This window comes from Sphingopyxis sp. (genome assembly GCF_035250425.1).
Lineage (GTDB): Bacteria > Pseudomonadota > Alphaproteobacteria > Sphingomonadales > Sphingomonadaceae > Sphingopyxis.
This window is the reverse complement of the sequence record NZ_DATFFD010000208.1, coordinates 1-19,251: the sequence shown is the minus strand read 5'-3', so window position 1 is coordinate 19,251 and position 19,251 is coordinate 1. Positions and strand designations below refer to the sequence as shown.

General features: G+C 67.7%; 12 protein-coding genes and 1 pseudogene. 6 read left to right on the top strand and 7 right to left on the bottom strand.

Annotated elements, in window-relative coordinates:
* From VJ811_RS12260 to VJ811_RS12240, 5 genes are all read left to right on the top strand, one after another.
* Positions 1–2,299, top strand: a 2,299-nt coding sequence (locus tag VJ811_RS12260) for an efflux RND transporter permease subunit (RefSeq protein WP_324072699.1), incomplete at its 5' end; no start/stop codon positions are given.
* 11 nt (positions 2,300–2,310) lie between these two features.
* Complete coding sequence (locus VJ811_RS12255) at positions 2,311–3,720, top strand: efflux transporter outer membrane subunit (protein ID WP_324072697.1); 1,410 nt, start codon at positions 2,311–2,313, stop codon at positions 3,718–3,720.
* 182 nt (positions 3,721–3,902) lie between these two features.
* Complete coding sequence (locus tag VJ811_RS12250; RefSeq protein WP_414711944.1) at positions 3,903–5,255, top strand: hypothetical protein; 1,353 nt, start codon at positions 3,903–3,905, stop codon at positions 5,253–5,255.
* A 302-nt stretch (positions 5,256–5,557) separates the two neighbouring features.
* The gene (locus tag VJ811_RS12245) at positions 5,558–10,255 is read left to right on the top strand and encodes an NAD-glutamate dehydrogenase (protein WP_324072693.1); all 4,698 of its coding nucleotides are present in this window, start codon (positions 5,558–5,560) and stop codon (positions 10,253–10,255) included.
* Positions 10,256–10,308: 53 nt separating this feature from the next.
* The gene (locus VJ811_RS12240) at positions 10,309–11,166 is read left to right on the top strand and encodes a hypothetical protein (RefSeq protein ID WP_324072691.1); all 858 of its coding nucleotides are present in this window, start codon (positions 10,309–10,311) and stop codon (positions 11,164–11,166) included.
* On the opposite strand, the gene VJ811_RS12235 is transcribed toward VJ811_RS12240, so the two are convergent.
* Positions 11,151–11,396, bottom strand: a complete 246-nt coding sequence (locus VJ811_RS12235; RefSeq protein ID WP_324072690.1) for a ribbon-helix-helix domain-containing protein — start codon at positions 11,394–11,396, stop codon at positions 11,151–11,153. The two genes, VJ811_RS12240 and VJ811_RS12235, sit on opposite strands and share 16 nt — an antisense overlap.
* Between VJ811_RS12235 and VJ811_RS12230 the strand changes: the two genes are divergently transcribed.
* Positions 11,353–12,249: a helix-turn-helix domain-containing protein gene (locus VJ811_RS12230; protein WP_324072688.1), complete on the top strand. Its 897-nt coding sequence runs from the start codon at positions 11,353–11,355 to the stop codon at positions 12,247–12,249. The genes VJ811_RS12235 and VJ811_RS12230 overlap by 44 nt on opposite strands.
* A gap of 63 nt (positions 12,250–12,312) precedes the next feature.
* Here VJ811_RS12230 and phbB read toward each other — a convergent pair whose 3' ends face one another.
* The 6 genes and pseudogenes from phbB to VJ811_RS12200 form a co-directional block, all read right to left on the bottom strand.
* Complete coding sequence (phbB, locus tag VJ811_RS12225; RefSeq protein WP_324072686.1) at positions 12,313–13,035, bottom strand: acetoacetyl-CoA reductase; 723 nt, start codon at positions 13,033–13,035, stop codon at positions 12,313–12,315.
* Positions 13,036–13,140: 105 nt separating this feature from the next.
* On the bottom strand, positions 13,141–14,685 hold the full coding sequence (locus VJ811_RS12220; protein ID WP_324072684.1) for a DUF1963 domain-containing protein: 1,545 nt from the start codon (positions 14,683–14,685) through the stop codon (positions 13,141–13,143).
* A 94-nt stretch (positions 14,686–14,779) separates the two neighbouring features.
* Entirely contained in the window at positions 14,780–15,751 is a 972-nt protein-coding gene (gene hemH, locus VJ811_RS12215) for a ferrochelatase (protein ID WP_324072682.1), read from the bottom strand.
* Positions 15,748–18,036: a xanthine dehydrogenase family protein molybdopterin-binding subunit gene (locus tag VJ811_RS12210; RefSeq protein WP_324072681.1), complete on the bottom strand. Its 2,289-nt coding sequence runs from the start codon at positions 18,034–18,036 to the stop codon at positions 15,748–15,750. Before VJ811_RS12210 ends, hemH begins: the two co-directional genes overlap by 4 nt.
* Positions 18,037–18,217: 181 nt before the next feature.
* Positions 18,218–18,928 (bottom strand): SIMPL domain-containing protein, encoded by a 711-nt coding sequence (locus tag VJ811_RS12205; protein ID WP_324072679.1) that lies wholly within the window; start codon positions 18,926–18,928, stop codon positions 18,218–18,220.
* Between the two features lie 54 nt (positions 18,929–18,982).
* A pseudogene (locus VJ811_RS12200) lies at positions 18,983–19,251 on the bottom strand (hypothetical protein); the annotation flags it as partial.

Genomic DNA, 19,251 nt, shown 5'->3' with positions numbered 1-19,251 from the left:
GGGTTCGAACGCACTCGCCGCGGCGCAGGCGGTCGAGGCCGAAATGGCGGCGGCATCGAAAAGCTTCCCCAAGGGCCTCGAATATCGCGTCATCTATAACCCCACCGAATTCATCGCCCAGTCGATCGACGCGGTGATGGAAACGCTGTTCGAAGCCGTGATTCTCGTCGTCATCGTCATCCTCGTTTTCCTGCAGAAATGGCGCGCGGCGATCATCCCGGTGCTCGCGATTCCGGTATCGCTGATCGGGACCTTCGTGGTGCTCGCGGCGTTCGGATACAGCCTCAACAACCTGTCGCTGTTCGGGCTGGTGCTCGCGATCGGCATCGTCGTCGACGACGCGATCGTCGTCGTCGAAAATGTCGAGCGCAATCTCGAACGCGGGCTTTCCTCGCTCGAGGCTGCGCGCACGTCGATGGACGAAGTGTCGGGCGCGCTGGTTGCCATCGTGCTCGTGCTCTGCGCGGTGTTCGTGCCGACATTGTTCCTCACCGGCCTGTCGGGCGCTTTCTATCAGCAGTTCGCGGTCACCATCTCGACCGCGACGATCATCTCGCTGGTGCTCTCGCTCACCCTGTCGCCCGCGCTCGCCGCGATCCTGCTCAAACCGCATGCCCCCGCGCAGGCCGACGGATGGCTGATGGCGCGTATCCACCGCGCCGGCGAACGCTTCAACGAGGGCTTCGAGAAGCTCAGCAACGGCTATGCGCGGCTCACCGACCGGCTGGTGCGCGCGCCGAAGAAGATGATGGTCACCTATGCGGGCCTCATCGCCGCGACCGCGGGCCTGTTCTGGGCGACGCCGACCGGCTTCATCCCGGCGCAGGATCAGGGCTATTTCCTCGTCGTCGCCAAGCTGCCTTCGGGCGCGTCGGTCGAACGCACCGATGCGGTGCTGAAGAAGGTCGCTGGCCGCGTGCTGCCGATCGAGGGCGTCCTCGGCTCGGTGATGCTCGCGGGCTTCGATGGTCCGTCGCAGACGCTCGCGCCGAACTCGGCCGCCGCCTATTTCCCGCTCAAGTCGTTCGAAGAGCGCGGGAAGCTCGGCGTCAATTTCGAGGACATCATGAACCAGGCGCGCGCCAACACGGCGGATATCACCGAGGCGCAGATCGTGATCATCCCGCCGCCGCTGATCCAGGGGATCGGCTCGGCGGGCGGCTACCGCATGATCGTGCAGGATCGCGGCGGGAACGGCTATGCCGCGCTCGCGAACGAGACGAACAATCTGATCGGCAAGGCGAACCAGACCCCGGGGCTCGCGAACGTCTTCACTTTCTTCGATCCGTCGAACCCGCGCGTCTATGCCGATATCGACCGGGCGAAGGCGAATATGCTCGGCGTGCCGCCCGAACGCGTGTTCGAAGCGTTGCAGGTCTATCTCGGCTCGGCGTTCGTCAACGACTTCAACCTGCTCGGCCGCACCTATCGCGTCACCGCGCAGGCCGACGCACCCTATCGTCAGACCGTCGCCGACATCGCGAACCTCAGGACGCGATCGGACTCGGGCGCGATGGTGCCGATCGGGTCGGTCGCGAACTTCGAGGATCGCACGGGGCCGTACCGCGTCACGCGCTACAACCTCTTCCCCGCGGTCGAGATCGACGGCGACACCGCCCCCGGATCGTCGTCGGGCGCATCGCTGACGACGATGGAAAAGCTCGCTTCGGACTCGCTTCCGGCCGGCTATGGCACCGAATGGACGGGCATCGCCTTCCAGCAAAAGGCGGCGGCGAACACCGCGGGGATCGTCTTCGCGCTCGCGGTGGTCTTCGTCTTCCTCGTGCTCGCGGCCCAATATGAAAGCCTGATGCTGCCCTTGGCGATCATCTTCATCGTCCCGATGTGTCTGCTCGCGGCGATGGTCGGCGTGAATCTGCGCGGCATGGACAATAATGTGCTGACGCAGATCGGGCTTGTCGTGCTTATCGCGCTTGCGGCGAAGAATGCGATCCTGATCGTCGAATTCGCCAAGCAGGCCGAAGAAGAAGATGGGCTGTCGCCGATCGACGCCGCGGTGCGCGCCGCGCGCGACCGTCTGCGGCCGATCCTGATGACCAGCTTCGCCTTCATCCTCGGCGCCGTGCCGTTGCTGATCGCGAGCGGAGCGGGGGCGGAGCTGCGCCAGGCGCTCGGCACCGCGGTCTTCTTCGGCATGCTCGGCGTGACGGCGTTCGGCCTCATCTTCACCCCGACCTTCTACGTCGTCGCACGTTCGCTCAGCCAGTGGTCGGCCGAGCGGCGCGCGCGGCGCGGGTCGGACGACCACGGGACGGCGCTGCCGGTTCCGGCGGAATAAGGAATAACATCATGATCCTCCGCAATATCCTCACCGCCGTCTCGGCGCTGGCGCTCGCCGCGTGCGCGGTCGGTCCCAATTATGCCGAGCCCAAATCGGCGTCGGCGCCGGTCGCCACCGGGCCGTTCATTTCGGCGAACAGCCCCGCGGTGTCGCTCGCGCCGGTCGCCGCCGACTGGTGGCGCCTCTATGACGATCCCGTCCTCGACGGGCTCGTCGGCGATGCGCTTGCCGCCAACACCGACGTCCGCGTCGCGGTCGCGAACATCGCCCGCGCCCGTGCATCCTTGCGCGGCGCCCAGGCGGACCGGTTGCCGCAGGGCGAGATCGGCGCCGGCGCCAATTACGGCCGCAGCCCCGAAGGCCAGCGCCTGCCCGGCGCCGACCGCGAGGATTGGGCGGTCGATGTGGGTCTGAACGTCTCGTACGAGGTCGACCTGTTCGGCCGCGTCAGCCGCTCGATCGAGGCCGCGCGCGGCGACACCGCCGCCGCCGAAGCCAATGCCGACGCGGTGCGCGTGATCGTCGCGGCCGACACGACGCAGGCCTATGCCGACGCCGCCTCGGGCGCGGCGCGGCTCGACGTCGCGCGGCGCATCGTCGGCCTGCTCGACCAGCAGGTGAAACTTACCGAACGCCGCAAGGAAGTCGGGATGGCGACGGGGCTCGACCTCGCGCGCATCACGACGCTGCGCGACCAGCGTTCGGCCGACATCCCTTCCATCGAAGCTGAACGGCAGGCGGCCTTGTTTCGCCTCGCGACTCTGACCGGTCGTGCCCCCGCCGCGTTGCCCGCCATCGCCGGCGACCGCAACATCAGCCTCGAGATCACCGACCCGATCCCAGTCGGTGATGGGGCGGCGCTCCTGAAGCGCCGTCCCGACATTCGCGCCGCCGAGCGCCGCCTCGCCGCCGATACCGCGCGCATCGGCGTCGCGACGGCGGACCTCTATCCGCGCATCACCCTCGGCGGTTCGGCCGGGTCGACCGGTTCGGGCTTTGGCGATGTGTTCGGCGGTGGCCCGCTCCGCTGGCTGCTCGGGCCTTTGCTCAACTGGGCCTTCCCCAATCAGGAACCCGCGCGGGCGCGGATTGCCGCGGCCGAGGCGGATACGCAGGCGTCGCTCGCCGAATTCGACGGCACGGTGCTGCGCGCGCTCGAGGAAACCGAGACGGCGCTGTCGTCCTATGCGCGGTCGCTCGAGCAACGGCAGGCATTGCGCGCCGCGCGCGACCAGGCCGAACGCGCGGCGCGGATCGTGCGCGCGAAGCGGCAGGAAGGCGCGTCCGACTCGCTCGAATGGCTCGACGCCGAACGGACGTTCGCCGAGACCGAAGCGGTGCTCGCCGCGCAGGACGGGCAGATTTCGCGGCGCCAGATCGCGCTGTTCCGCGCGCTCGCGGGCGGCTGGTCGAGCTAGCTTAACCCTTCATATTATATCGTCATCCCGGCGAAGGAGATCGCGGCCGCGCCGGGATGACGAAGTAGGACTCGACCCCATCGCGCTGGCCAAGCCCGCCGCCGCGTCCTCACCATCGTTTACGCCGCTTTTACCAGTCCCGGTGCATAAGATTTACCGATGTTTGCGACTGGGGACAAATGATGGACAGCATGCGCGGACTGCTTTCGGGCAGCCACGACCAGGAAGATGGGGCGATCGATGCGCCCGCGTCCGTCGGCGTCGACGAACGGCGGATGCAGGTGCGGGCCTATAATTACTGGGCTTCGCTGCTCGCCGACCGCGCCTATCCGTCGGTCGAGGACCTCGATCTCGATGGCGCCGATTTCGGTTCGCACTCGGTATTGCTCGACTTTACCGCCGGAGTCGAAAACCCCGGCCTCGCCTTCCTCGGCGACACGCTGCGCGAAGAATCGCAGATCGACGAGGACGTCCATTATATCAGCCAGATTCCGGGCCGCTCACTGCTATCGCGCCTCACCGACCATTATCTCCAGATCATCGCCAACCGCGCCCCGATCGGCTTCGAGGCCGAGTTCGTCAACGATCGCGGCACGACGATCATGTACCGCGGCATCTTGCTGCCCTTTTCGTCCGACGACGACACGATCGATTTCATCATGGGCGTGATCAACTGGAAGGAAGCCGTTCCCGCCGACCAGGCCGAGGAATTGCAGCTGTCGGTTGAACAGGCGCTGCGCAGCGCGCCGCCGTTGACCGCGCCGGTGCCCGTGTGGGCCGATGGCCCCGACTCGGGGCATCTGGGCGACGATGTCGTGGTCGATGCCACCCCCGGTTTCGCCGCGCTGGGCAAGGATGAGGAGCTCCTGCTGGATGCCGAGGTCGGCGCGGACGAAGACGATGGGGACGAGGACGAGGTGCCGGCCGATCCGGGGCAGGACGCCGAACTCGCCGACTGGCTGGCGCTTGCGCGCGAAACCGCCGAACGCGCGATCGCCGCGGACAGCCGGAGTCGCGGTGCGCTCTATCAGGCGGTTGGCAAGGCGTGGGATTTCGCGCTAGCCGCCGAAACCCAGCCCGAAGAATTTGCGGCGCTGCTCGACGACGCGGGGTTGGCGATGCAGGATCGCGCCCCGATGACCCCGGTCGTGAAGCTGGTTTTCGGCGCGACCTATGACAAGACGCGGCTTGCCGAATATGCCTGCGTGCTCGGTCACGCCAAGGATGAAGGTGTCGGCCGCGGCGAACTCAGCGCCTATCTCGACCGCTATCCGGGCGGGCTCAAGGGGCTGGTCAAGGACGTGCGCGCGCGCCGCAAGCCGGCCGACGCCATCGAACGTCCCGACGAGACGCTCGACGCCTTGCGCCGCGCGCATCCGGCGCTCATCCTCGAGCACGACGCCGGCGGCGCCGAATTCGTCGTGCTGATCGCGCGCGCGATGCCGGGCGGGCACATCGGTATCGTCGCCAAGGCGGCCGACGATCCGGCACTGGTGGCGAAGCTGGCGAAGAAGGCGGTCGCGATCACCTCCTGAATTTTGATCCTCCCTGTTGCGCAGCCATGGGGAGATCGCAGCGGCGCAGCCGCTGACGGAGGGACTATGACGCCGACCCCTCCACCATTCGCTTCGCGAACGGTCCCCCCTCCCCATCGCTTCGCGACAGGGAGGATTTTTGCGTCACGCAACAGACAATCCGAAAATTGAAATTATTTAACGTGAGCGCGCGAACGAGGTCTTGAGCCGCGCGCCGCGCGGGCGCATAGGGGGCGGCAGCGAACGGGCCCCCGCCGATCGTCGGCTGGGATCCCCCTCTTTGGTTCGGGATGCTGCACTTTATGTCTCAGAATTTGTCCGACACGCCGGAAACGGACACCACCTCCACCGCCAAAATTCCTTCGAAAATCGCCTCCGCCTATCTGGCGGCGCTGCGTGGCAGCGCGCTGCCGGGCGAGGGCGACGACATGGACAAGACGGCGCTCGCCGACGCCAGCCAGTTCGCCGCGCGCGCCGCGCTCGATCGCGCCGAGGCGACCCCGTCGCTGCTGCTCGAACCGATGGCCGCCGACGGCACCGACCGCCGCATGCGGCTGGTCATCATCAACGACGACATGCCCTTCCTCGTCGATTCGACCTCGCAGGCGGTTGCCGCGCAGGGGCTCGCCGTCCACCGCATCCTGCACCCCGTCGTCACCGTGAAGCGCGACGCCAAGGGGCATTTGCAGGAAGCGGGCGAGGGCGGAACCCGCGAGTCGGTCATCTATATCGAGCTTGAGCGCGGCGACGCGCGTGCGCGTCGGCGCCTGCTCGACGGGCTCGAAGCCGCGCTGCGCGACGTCCGCGCCGCAGTGCGCGACTGGCGTGCGATGCGCGCCGCGATGCTTGCCGACGCCGCGATGCGCGTCGAGGGCGAAGCGGCCGAGCTGCTGCGCTGGTTCGAGGGCGGGGCGATGACCCAGCTTGGCCATGAATGGCGCACGCGCGATGGCAAGGTTCAGGACTCGCTGGGGATTAGCGAGAGCGGCGAAAGCCAGCTGCTTTCACCGGCTGCGCTTGATGCGGCCTTCGCTTGGTTCGACCAAGGCGGCACCGCACCCCTGTTGATCAAGTCGAACCGTTTGTCGGCGGTGCATCGCCGCGTGCTGCTCGACCTCGTCATCGTGCCCGAAGTGAAGGGCAAGAAGGTCGAACGCCTGTCGATCCACGCGGGCCTGTGGACCAGCGCCGCGCTGTCGGCGCCGCCGGCGAAGGTGCCGGTGCTGCGCGCGCAGCTCGAAGCGTTGATGGCGAAGTTCGGCTTCGACCCCACGGGTCACGCGGGCAAGGCGCTCGCGCATGCGCTGACCGCGCTGCCGCACGACCTGCTGATCGCGTTCGACGCCGCCGCGCTCGAAGAGCTGGTGCTGACCTCGATGTCGATCACCGACCGGCCGCGGCCAAAGGTGGTGACGGTGCAGAGCGCGCTTGGCCGCCACCTGTTCGCCTTCGTCTGGTTGCCGCGCGACGAGGTGTCGACCGGCCGCCGCCTCGCGGTCGAATCGCTGCTGGTGCGCGAGGCGAAGGCCGGCGTCATCGGCTGGACGATGGTGCTCGAAGACGGCGGCGCGGCGCTCCTGCGCTACACGCTCGACCTGCGCAGCGGCGGGGTCGTTCCCGATACCAGGGCGCTGAATGCCCAGCTCGAACAGATGGTGCGCGGCTGGCAGCCCGAGGTCGAGGCGGCGCTGGCGAAGCGCGGCGACCCGGGACGCGCGGCGGCGCTTGCTTCGCGTTTCGCGCCGATGTTCCCGCCCAATTACCGCAACCTCTATAATCCCGAAGAAGCCGCGCGCGATATCCTGCGCCTGCGCGATCTCGACGCGGCCAACCCGCGCAGCGTCCGCCTCGCGCGCAAGAGCCTCGACGGCGACGACCGGCTGCGGCTGAAGGTCTATAGCGCGGCCGGCCCGCTCGCGCTGTCCGCGGTCGTCCCCGCGCTCGAACATTTCGGCTTCGAGGTGCTCGAGGAAATCCCGACCGCGCTGCAGAGCCGCGCGCCCGGCGCCGAGGGCGAAGACGAGCAGCCGATCGTGATCCACGATTTCACGCTGCGGCTGCCCGCCAATGTCGACGAGCTCGCGCTGCTTCCCTATGCCGAAGTGCTCGAGGGCGCGATCGCGGCGGTGCTGGGCGGCCGCGCCGAAAATGACGCGTTCAACGAGCTGGTGCTCACCAACCAGACCGATCCGCGCGCGATCGTGTGGCTGCGCGCCTGGTTCCGCTATCTGCGTCAGGGCGGCTCGGCTTATGGCATGGACACCGTGGTCAGCGCGCTGCGCCATGCGCCCGCGCTGACCGCCGCCTTGATCGAGCGTTTCGCGGCGCTCCACGATCCCAAGGCGCGCGATGCGAAGCGCGCCGAGGCACTCGAAGCCGACATCATGGCGGGCTTTGCCGACATCAAGTCGATCGACGAGGATCGCATCCTCCGCCTCTTCCATGCGGTGATCAGCGCGACGCTGCGCACCAACGCCTTCGCGCCCGCCGCCGAAGAAGCGCTCGCGTTCAAGATCGACAGCGCGCAGGTTCCCGGCCTGCCCAAGCCGCTGCCGTGGCGCGAAGTGTGGGTCTATTCGCCGCGCGTCGAGGGCATTCACCTGCGCGCCGGTCCGGTCGCACGCGGCGGCCTCCGCTGGTCCGACCGCCGCGACGACTTCCGCACCGAAATCCTCGGGCTGATGAAGGCGCAGCGCGTCAAGAACGCCGTCATCGTGCCGACCGGCGCGAAGGGCGGTTTCTATCCCAAGGCGCTGCCCGACGTGTCGCTCGACCGCGATGCCTGGTTCGCCGAGGGCACCGAATGTTATCGCATCTTCATCCGCTCGCTATTGTCGATCACCGACAATCTGGTCGGTGGCAAGGTCGTGCATCCCAAGGGCGTGGCAATTCTCGACGGCGACGATCCCTATTTCGTCGTCGCCGCCGACAAGGGCACCGCGACCTTCTCCGACGTCGCCAATGCGCTCGCGATGGAGCGCGACTTCTGGCTCGGCGACGCGTTCGCGAGCGGCGGGTCGAAGGGCTACGACCACAAGGCGATGGGCATCACCGCCAAGGGCGCGTGGCTGTCGGTCCAGCGCCACTTCGCCGAAATGGGCGTCGACGTGCAGACCGACACGATCCGCGTCGCCGGCTGCGGCGACATGTCGGGCGACGTGTTCGGCAACGGCATGCTGCTGTCGAAGGCGATCCAGCTGACCGCCGCGTTCGACCATCGCCACATCTTCCTCGACCCCAATCCCGATCCGGCGAAGAGCTGGAAGGAACGCGAGCGGATGTTTGGCCTGCCGCGCTCATCCTGGGCCGATTATAACGCCAAGCTGATCTCGAAGGGCGGCGGCATCTTCCCGCGCAGCCAGAAGAGCATCCCGCTCAGCCCCGAAGTGCAGGCGCTGCTCGGCCTGTCGGTGTCCGAAATCGACCCCGGCTCGCTGATCTCGGCGATCCTGAAGGCGCCCGTCGACCTGCTGTGGTTCGGCGGCATCGGCACCTATGTGAAGGCCGCGAGCCAGAATAATGCCGAGGTCGGCGATCCCGCGAACGACGCGCTGCGCGTCGATGCCGAGGATCTGCGCGTCAAGGCGATCGGCGAGGGCGCGAACCTCGGCACGACGCAGGCGGCGCGCATCGCTTTCTCGGCGAAGGGCGGGCGGATCAATACCGACTTCATCGACAATAGCGCGGGCGTCGACTGCTCGGATAATGAGGTCAATATCAAGATCGCATTGAACCGCGAGATGGCCGAAGGGCGTCTCAGCCAGGACGACCGCGACGCGCTGCTCGTGCGCATGACCGACAATGTCTCGGAACTGGTGCTTGAGGACAACCGGCTGCAGGCGCTCGCGCTGTCGATCGCCGAAAAGGGCGGATCGGCGGCGGTGCCGTCGCTCGTCCGGATCATGGAGACGTTCGAGGCATCGGGCCGGCTCGACCGCAAGGTCGAAGGGCTCGCCGCGAACGACGAGCTGCTCCGCCGCGCCGCCGAAGGGCGCGGGCTGACGCGCCCCGAACTCGCGGTGCTGCTGTCGACTTCGAAGCTCGCGCTGCAGGATGCGATCGAGCATAGCGACCTGCCGAACGATCCGGCGCTGGGCAGCGACCTCGCCGCCGCCTTCCCCGACGAGATGCAGCGCGATTTTGCGCAGGCGATCGCCGATCACCAGCTGCGCCGCGAAATCATCGCGACGAAGATCGCGAACCGCATCATCAACCGCATGGGCATCGTCCATCCCTTCGAACTCGTCGAAGAGGAAGGCTGCGCGCTCGGCGACATCGCCGCGGCGTTCGTCGCGGTCGAGCGCCTGCTCGACATGCCCGCGATCTGGGACGCGCTCGACACGGCAAAGATCGACGAGAGTATCCGCCTGTCGCTGTTCGCGCAGGCGGCGTCGGCGATGACCTCGCAAATGGCCGACCTCTTGCGCGTGACGCAGACATTGTCGCAGCCCGGCCCGGTCGTCGCGCGGCTCGAACCCGGCGTCGATCGCCTCAACGCGAGCGTCGACGCGCTGCTCAGCCCGTCGGTCAAGCACCAGTGGGACATGCTGACCCAGCAATTGCTCGACGCGGGCGCGCCCGAGGCGCTGACCGCGTCGGTCGTGCGGCTGTTCAAGACCGACGGCGCGATCGGCATCGTCGACCTTGCCGAACGGCGCGGCGACGACGAGGTCGCGGTGACCAGCGCCTTCACCCATCTGGGCGAAGCCTTGGGGCTCGACTGGGCGCAGACGCTGGCGGCGCATATGAGCCCCGCCGATCCGTGGGAACGCCTGCTCGTCAACAGCCTCGCGCGCGATTTTCAGCAGATGCGGCTGACCTTCCTCGCGGGGCTGCCGAAAGGCGACCTCGACGTGGCGGTAACCAAATGGCTCGCCGATCATGCGCCGCGCGTCGAACAGTTCCGCGCGACGGTCGACCGCGCGCGGATGATCCCGACCCCGAACGGTGCGATGCTGTCGCACATCGCGGGGCAGGCGCGCGGGTTGCTGGGACGGTGACCAACGTCGCGGGCAATAAATAGGGACAGTCCCTATTTATTGATGGAGCCTCCATGCCATTCCAGCCCCGCGTCGCGATCCTCGTCCCGGCGCCCGACTATTACGAAAAGTGGCAGCCCGCCTTTGCCCGCAAGGCGGCGGCGCTGACCGCGGCCGGGCTGATCGTCGAGCAGCGCGTGTGGACCGATCCCGGCGACCTCGCGGGTTATGATCTTGTTCTGCCGCTCTTCGCCTGGGGCTATCAGCGCGACGTCGCTGGCTGGTATGCGCTGCTCGACCAGATGGAGGAGGCGCGCCTGCCGGTAGTCAATCCGGTACCGGTGCTGCGCTGGAACAGCGACAAGGCCTATCTCGGCGAACTCGGCGCAAAGGGCGTCGCGGTCGTGCCGACGGTCGAGGTCGATGCGCTCGACGATGCGAGCCTGACCGCGGCGATGGCCGAGCTCGCGACCGACGAGGTCGTGATCAAGCCGGCGATCTCGGGCGGCGCCGACGGGACGCATCGCATCGCGCCGGGCGCGCCGATTCCGGCCGACGCTTTGGGCGCCCGGCGGCTGGTCCAGCCGCTGATGGCCGGCATCCTGACCGAAGGCGAAGTTTCGCTCTTCTTCTTCGCCGGCAAGTTCAGCCATGCGATCGTCAAGCGTCCGGCTTCGGGCGATTTTCGCGTGCAGGAGCAGTTCGGCGGGCGCGAAGAGCCGTGGGACGCGAGCGACGCCGCGCAGGCTCTTGCCGCGCAGGCGCTGGCGGCCGCGCCCGCCGCGCCAGTCTATGCGCGCGTCGACATGGTCGGCGATGCCGCGGGCACGCTGCACATCATGGAACTCGAACTGATCGAACCGTCGCTGTTCCTGCATCATGCGCCCGACAAGGGGGCGGCGTTCGGATCGGCGGTCTACGACGCGATCTGACCGGGCCGGCTCCGCCACAGCCACTGGCGGATCGCCGAGGTCAGGTTCGGCGGATCGTCGGCTTCCATCCGTTCGACATCGATGCGTGCGACGAGCGCGTTGACGGGCAAGGCTTGCCGCGCGGCTTCGGCTTCGAGCGCGTCCCAGAACATTGGCTCGAGGCTGATCGAGGTCGGGTGACCGGCGATGGTCACGCTGCGCTTCACCGGGGGGTGGAGGGGCGAAGTCATGGAGGTTCGTCATCCCGATACGATTTATTTGGGGTGGAACGCCGGTCCGGCGACCCTTAAACCGTCCACCCGGCACGGCGCTAACACAGGCGGACCCATGACACGAGGGTATCAGGCACTCACCGAGAAGGAAAAGGAAACGCTGCGTCTGCTGGTCAACGGTTATGACGCGAAATCCATGGCGCAGCATCTGGGGCTGTCGATTCACACGATCAACGAACGACTTCGCGACGCGCGCGGCAAGATGGCGGTTTCCAGCAGCCGCGAGGCGGCGCGGCAGCTGCGCGCGATAGAAGGCCGGAACCCCGAAATTCTCGGGGACAAGACTTTGGGGGTCGCGGTGGCCGCCGGCATGACAGACATTTCGGCACCAACCGAAGTTCTCGGCCCGTCGAGCCGCTTCGGTTGGATCGTTGGAGGTGTTCTTATGTCATTCAGTCTTGCCTTTCTTGCTCTCTCGTCCTTGTCGGGGACGGCAAGCGCGCCCGCCGTGGCGCCGCCTGCAGCGACTTCCGCCCCCGCTGCGGAATCCGCAGCGGTCCAATCGGCGCGGCAGTGGCTCGCGCTCGTCGATGCCGGCGATTGGGCGGGCAGCTGGAACGCAACCAGCCAGGCCTTCCGGTCGCTCAACACTCTTGAAATATGGACCAACGTGTCGGAGTCGGGCCGGGTGCCGCTCGGCGCGGTCGTGTCGCGTCAGCTGATCAGCGAAGATGATGTCCCCGCGCCGCCGGCCGGCTATCAAGTCGTGAAGTTCAAAACCAGCTATGCGAACAAGCCCGAAGCGATCGAAACCGTCTCTCTGAGCTGGGAAGGTGGCAGCTGGCGCGTGGCCGGCTGCTATATCGAGTGATCGAGCGGGCGGACCCGATTTCGGGACCGCCCGCGCTTCTGTTCAGGATCGAGCGCCTTGCGCTCAATACATATGCTGCCCGCCATTGATCGACATCGTCGACCCGGTGACGAACCCCGCATTCTCGCTGCACAGGAACGCGACGCCGCGCGCGATTTCATCGGCCTGGCCGAGGCGCCCGACGGGGATCTTCGCGACGATCTTTTCCAGCACCTGCGGCGGGACCGCGGCGACCATGTCGGTGTCGATATAGCCCGGCGCGATCGCGTTCACGGTGACGCCCTTCTTCGCGCCTTCCTGCGCCAGCGCCTTGGTAAAACCGTGGATGCCCGATTTCGCGGCGGCGTAGTTGACCTGGCCATATTGGCCGGCCTGGCCGTTGATCGACCCGATGTTGACGATGCGGCCCCAGCCGCGCTCGACCATGCCGGGGAAGCAGGCCTTCGCCATGTTGAAGCAGCCGCCGAGGTTGACGCGCATCACATCGTCCCAGTCGGCATAGCTCATGCGGGCGAGGGTGCCGTCGCGGGTGATGCCGGCATTGTTGACGACGATATCGACGGGGCCGAATTCCTCGGTGACGCGGATGCAGCCGTCGACGCACGCCTGATGGTCGCCTACGTCCCATTTCATCGCGGCGATGCCGGTGCGGTCGGTGAATTCGCGCGCCTTTTCGTCATTGCCGCCATAGTTGGCGACGACGGTGACGCCCATGTTTCTCAGCTTGAGGCTGATCGCCTCGCCGATGCCGCGGCTGCCGCCGGTGACGATTGCTACCCGTGCCATGAATCCAGCTCTCCCACAGATTTATGGACCCATGACTAGGCCGCGCAGGCGGCCGCCGCAAGTTTACCGGAACGTCAATGCAAAGCTATTCGGGGTGCGTGGGGACTAGCTGCTCACCTGTACGCGCAGTTTGGAAAAGTCACCGATCGCGAGGTCGGCCTTGTCGATCGTCACCACCAGATTGTCGCGGTCGCCGAAGCGCCGGCTCATCAATCCGCTGGTCGGCAGTTCGAGCAAAACCGCATCGCGTTCCTCGTCATAATCGGGGACGTGACGAAAGGGCTCATGCCCCATCGCGGCCATCTCGCGTTCGGCCAGCGTGCGCCACCAGGGCTCGAAAAGGGCGCGCGCCGACGCCGACAGATTGTCGGGATTGGCGCACCAGGCATGCTTGGCGCGATCGAACAAGATCGTCTGATAGTCGTGCACCCACAAATTCGCATCGGCGCGGTGCGTCGTCAGCGGCAGGGTGGTCGTCTCGACCTGTTCGGCGCCCGTTTCGGGGTCGGCCGAGCGGATCACCTTGACCCAGCGGATCGCGTGCAGCGCAGCCATCACCGCGGTTGCGTCGCTGGCCGAGAAATCGGCGCGCCCAGCGCCGTCGCGGACGATCGCGATAATCTCTTCGGCGCGCGCGCGGGCTTCGCGGTTGAGCGCGGCGCATTCTTCCATTGCGCCGGGGTCTTGGGCATCGGCTCCGTCGGGCGTTTCGGTCATCAGCCGGTCGAGCCGCTGTTCGAGCAGGGCGACCATCGCGGTCATGCTGCCCCAGTCGAAGGGATGGAAGGCGGGGTCGGCGATGTCGTAGCCGCGATCATGGAGCGCGGCGCCGGGCTCGTCCGGACCGCCTTCGCCGCGCGGATCGGGATCGCCCGCGCGGATGGCGACGAGATCGACGGGCCATTCGGGGAAGGCGCGCACGGCGAAGGAGCCGAGATCGCCCGAAGCGAGGTCGCCGTGCGGGCCGAACCATCCTTCGGGATCGTTGAGCGTGAAGGGCGGCGTAACCGGCACGCCGTTATCGCGCAGATGCAGGACGCGCAGCGCATGTTTGCGGCGGTGGATGAAGAATGCGAGCGTGCCGTCGCGCGGCCCCAGCCCGCCCCACAGGTCTTGCGGCAGGTCGGCGCAGCCGATCTGCGCCAGAAAATCCGCCGGCTGATCGTCGATCCTTGGCCATTCCATGCCCGCGGGAAGCCGCGGACGGCCACCGAGCCAGCTGTTCGTCGATATGGCGTCGCGCGGCGGAATCTGGGGAACGAGGCGAAGCGAGACCGATTCGACATCGGCCTTCTCGGTCTGGTGCGCTTCTTCCTCGACCTCGGAAATCACCGGCCCGAGTGCAACTTCCGCGGGTTCTGCAACGGCGGCGGGCTCGGGCGCGCTTTCATATTCGGCCTGGGCCGGCATTTCGGGCGGCGCCTTGCGGCTGATCCGTGCGAGCCGCGAGGGGGAGATTTCGGCCTCCTCGAATTCGGGTGCGGCTTTGCGCGCGAGTTTCGGGAAGCGGATTTCGCGGGGCTCGCGCGGGGCGCGCGGCGCGGCGGGTGCGGTACGCGGTCGCCGCGCCCACCAGATGGCGAAGACGATCGCCAAAAGGGCCAGCGTCATTCCGGCGAGCATCAGTGCCGCCGATTCGACCTCGTTCATCGCGAATCTCCAAAATGGCGCGGTTCAATGGCCTTTCCGCACCGTGTCGGATCAATCTAGCGCATGGACCTAAACAGTTGGTAAGCGGCCGCGATCAGAGCCAGCCCGCGAGTTCGCGGCGCGCCAGCGTCTCGAGCATCGCCACGCCGGGCGCATCGGCGTTGAGGCACGGGAGATAGGCGAAATCCTTGCCGCCCGCGTCGGCATATTGCCGCTTGCCGCGAATCGCCAGTTCCTCAAGCGTTTCGAGACAGTCGGCCGCAAAACCGGGCGCGAAGATCGCGACGCTGCGGCCTTCGCGGCCGAGCTGTTCGAGGCGCGTGTCGGTCGCGGGTTCGAGCCATTTGGCGCGCCCGAACCGCGACTGGAAGCTGACTTCGACGGATCTGCCGAGCGCGTCCGAAAGCAGGCGGGCGGTTGCCTGGCACTGGTCGTGATAGGGGTCGCCCAGCGTCCGCGTTCGTTCGGGCATGCCGTGAAAGCTCGCGAGCAGGACGTCGGGGGTGAAGTCGAGCGCGGCCAGTGCCGTCTCGATCGATATCTTCAGCGCGCCCAGATAAGCGGCGTCGTCATGATAGGGCGGAAGGACGCGCAGCGTGGGCTGCCAGCGCAGCGCCTGCAAATGCCGGCCCACCGCATCGACCACGGTTGCGGTCGTCGCGGCGCAATATTGGGGATAGAGCGGCGCGACGAGAATACGCTCGCATCCCGCCGCCTTCAGCGCATCGATCGTTCCGCCGATCGCCGGTTCGCCGTAGCGCATCGCACAGGCGACCCGCACCGTGTCGCCGAACGCCGCCTGCAAGGCCTCCGCCTGACGGCGCGTGATCGCGGCGAGCGGCGAGCCTTCGTCGGTCCACACCTGGGCGTAGGCATGCGCCGATTTCCTCGGCCGGGTGGTCAGGATGATCGCGCGCAGGATCGGCTGCCACAGGATTGGCGGGATTTCGACGACGCGGCGGTCGGACAGGAATTCGGCAAGGTAACGCCGCACCGAGCGCGCGTCGGGGGCATCGGGCGTGCCGAGGTTGACCAGCAGCACGCCGATTTGCGGCGACGCGCTCACAGCGGATGCGCCGAAAGGGGCAGGCGGCGGATGCGGCGGCCGGTCGCGGCGAACATCGCATTGGCGATCGCGGGGGCGACGACGGGAACGCCGATTTCGCCGAGCCCGCCGGGCTCGCGGTCGCTCTCGACGAACTCGACCAATATCTGCGGGGTCTGCGACAGGACGGGCAGGCCGAGCTGGCCGAGCTTGCGCGCGGTCGCGACGCCGCCTTCATAATCAGTCGTGGCACCCACGGCGGCGGCGAGGCCGAAGATCAGCCCGCCCTCGATCTGTTGCCGCGCAATCGTCGGGTTCACGAGGCGACCGGCATCGACCACCGCGACCAATTGCTCGACCTGCAGCCCGCGCTCGCTTTGCCGCGCGGTCGCCATCAACGCGATATGGCTGCCGCGCATTGCATGGCACGCGAGCCCCTGCGCGGTCCCCGACAATCCGCCCTCCCAGCCGCCGAGGCTGGTCGCGGTGAGCAGGCAGCGCGCGAGCAGCGGCGCATTGCCGAGCATCGCCATGCGATAGGAAAGCGCGTCGGTTCCGGCGCGCGCCGCCATTTCGTCGACGAAACATTCGGTGAAAAAGGCGGTGTAGCTGTCGGCGTTGCCGCGCCAGCGTCCCGTCGGCAGGCCGATATCGGCGGGGCAATGATCGACCGCCATATGCGGGATCGCATAGCCGCTCGCCGCGCCCTCGACTGCGGCGGCATCGGGGCTGCCCGCCGCGCCGCGCTGCGCGATGTCGGCCGGTGTGTTATGGAACAGCCGGTCGCGAAATTCATGGTTGGTCGAGGGGACGGCGATACGCGTGACGAGCGCGTCGATCCCGCCCGCGGCGTTGAGCGTGGCGGTCAGCTTCGCGCGCGTCGGCGCGCGCGGCGGCAGGCGCATAATCTCCTCGGCGCGCGACCAGGCGAGCTGGACCGGGCGCTTGATCTGGAGCGCGACGATCGCCGCCTGCACCGCGACATTGTGGTCGAGGCAGGCGTCGAACGATCCCCCCGCCATCATCGGGAACAGCGTGACATTGGTGCGCGCCAGCCCGGTCGCGCGCGCGATCGCATCGCGGCACTGCGTGGGGGCCTGCGTCGCGACCCAGACGCGCAGCCCGCCGCCGTCGGGCGCAGCGGTCGCGGTGCGTGTTTCGATGGCGGCGTGGAGCGCGGGGGCGACGGCATATTCGGCGGCGATTTTCGGCCGCCCCTCCATCGCCTCGGCGACGTCGCCTTCGCTCGCGATGCGATAGCCGTCGTCCTTCAGCGCCGCTTTCAGCGCCTTGTCGATCCGGTCGGTCGAGATCGGCGTGCCTTCGGTCTCGAACACAGGGGCGAAACAGTCGAGCGCGCGGTTCGCGGCCCACCAGTTGCGCGCGACCGCCGCGACCCAGCGTTCGTGCGTGACGACATGCAGCAGGGCGGGCGAGGCGAGCCCCTTTTTACGGTCGATGCTCTTCAGCCGTGTCGCGCCGAGCGGACCCTGCCGGATCGCCGCGAACACCATGTCGGGCAGGCGGATGTCGCCCGCATAATTGGCCGACCCGTCGATCTTGGCGGGCAGATCGAGCCGCGTGAGCTCCTTGCCGTAAAGCGGGTCCGAACTGCTCGCGCGATAGACGGGCTCGGCGGGCGGTTCGAGCAGCGCCGCGGCCGCCGCGACATCGCCAAAGCGCAGCCTTTTCTTGCCATGGGTGACGAAGCCGTCCTGCGTGTCGCATTCTTCCCAGTCGGCGTCCCAGCGCTTTGCCGCCGCCATCATCAGCAGCGCGCGCGCCTGCGCCGCCGCCGCGCGGCACGGCGCCTCGAACATGCGGACCGACGAACTGTTCGCGGTCAGCATCACCGCATGGCGCACCGCCCATTCGCGGCGCGCCCAGCTGCGCACGTCGGACACGAAATCGGGAACCCCGGCACGCGGGGTAAAGACCGCGCTATCCTCGTCGACCAGCAGCGTGTTCGTGTAGAGCGGGTTGATCGGCGCGGTTTCGACCGCGATCGTGCGCCAGTCGGCGCCGAGTTCGTCGGCCATGATCTGTGGCAGCAGCGTCGTGACGCCCTGACCCATCTCGCATTGCGGCACGATCGCGCTGATATGCCCGTCGTCGCCGATCTTGAGGAAGGCGTTGAAGATATGTTCGTCGGGCGCGGCGGTGAGGTTCGGCTGGTAATCGCGCGGCCAGAGGCTCCATGCGATCGCCAGCCCGCCCGCTGCCGTCGCGCCGACCAGCAGCGAACGGCGGCTGACGTGCGGCAGGCGCGATCTGTTTTTCCCCACTGTGTCGCGAATGCCGGCCATCGACGACGCTGATAAGCGGGGCGAGTCGGCGACGCAAAGCCTTTTGGTCGTCCTCGTCGCCCCCGCGGAGGGCGTTTCAGAGTCACGCGCCTCTGAACGCGGCCGCTAGAGAAGTAGTGCAAGGTCGACAACGGCCCCCGCCTCCGCGGGGGGCGACGGGCATGTGTTAGGGACGGCGCCCCTATTTCTCCGACAGCGCGAAATCGACGCGCACCGAAACCTGCGATTCGCTGACCCCCGGGTTGAACGGCGGCGCGGCCGATTGCACCGCGACCTCATAATTGGCGGCGTCCGCAGCGTAGGGCATCGGCGGCGCATTATCGCCGCCGTCGCGGATCGTCAGCACGCGGTCGATCTTGAGCCCCGCGGCGCCGGCGTAGGCGTCGGCGCGGGCGCGCGCGGCGCGATAGGCGGCGGCGTAGGCCGATTTGGTCGCGGCTTCCTGATCGGCGATGCGCAGCGTCGGCCCCGACAGGACATTGGCACCCGCCTCGGTCGTCGCGGCGACCGCCTCGCCCGCCTTGTCGACCGCGCGCACGCGCACCTCGACCTGATTGACGGCCTCGAACTTGCCCTTGTTGGCGCCCCAGTCGATCCGGTTCACCGTCAGCTGGCGCGTCTGCAAATCCTCGCCCGCGACGCCAAAGGCTTTGAGCGCCTCGGTCACCTTGGTCATCGTTTCATTGTTGCGCTGCGTGGCGGTTTCGGCCGACGCCGCGATCGTGCTCACGCCGGCGGTGAAGCGCGCCTCGTCGGGCCGCGTTTCGGATCGGCCGGTCGCCGATACCGAGAGCAGGGTTTCGTCATGTTCGACGCCGCGCGGGTCGGGCGCCTTTTCGCTGCACGCGCCGAGCGCGAGCAGCGGGATCAGCATAAGGGTCTGGCTGCGCATATATTTTCTCCCGTCCGGTGCGGGGCTAGCGCATGACGGGCGGAAGGGTTCCCCTTACCAGCCCCACGGCGCCGGCGGCGGCGTCACGGGTCTGGCATAATCGAACGCGACGCGGAAATGCCTCCCTTCGCGGTTCAGCCCATAGGTAAAGCCCGCGGCGGTGGTTTCGACCGACCAGATGTTGGTGTTCGAAACGCTGCGGCCGGTTGCGGTGAACATTGCGATCGATTCGGCGTCGACCGGGAAGGTCTGGCGCGCCGCGGTTCCGGCATCGGCGGTGTCGCCGCCATACAGCGTCACCGCGTCGGGCATGCCGTCGGCGT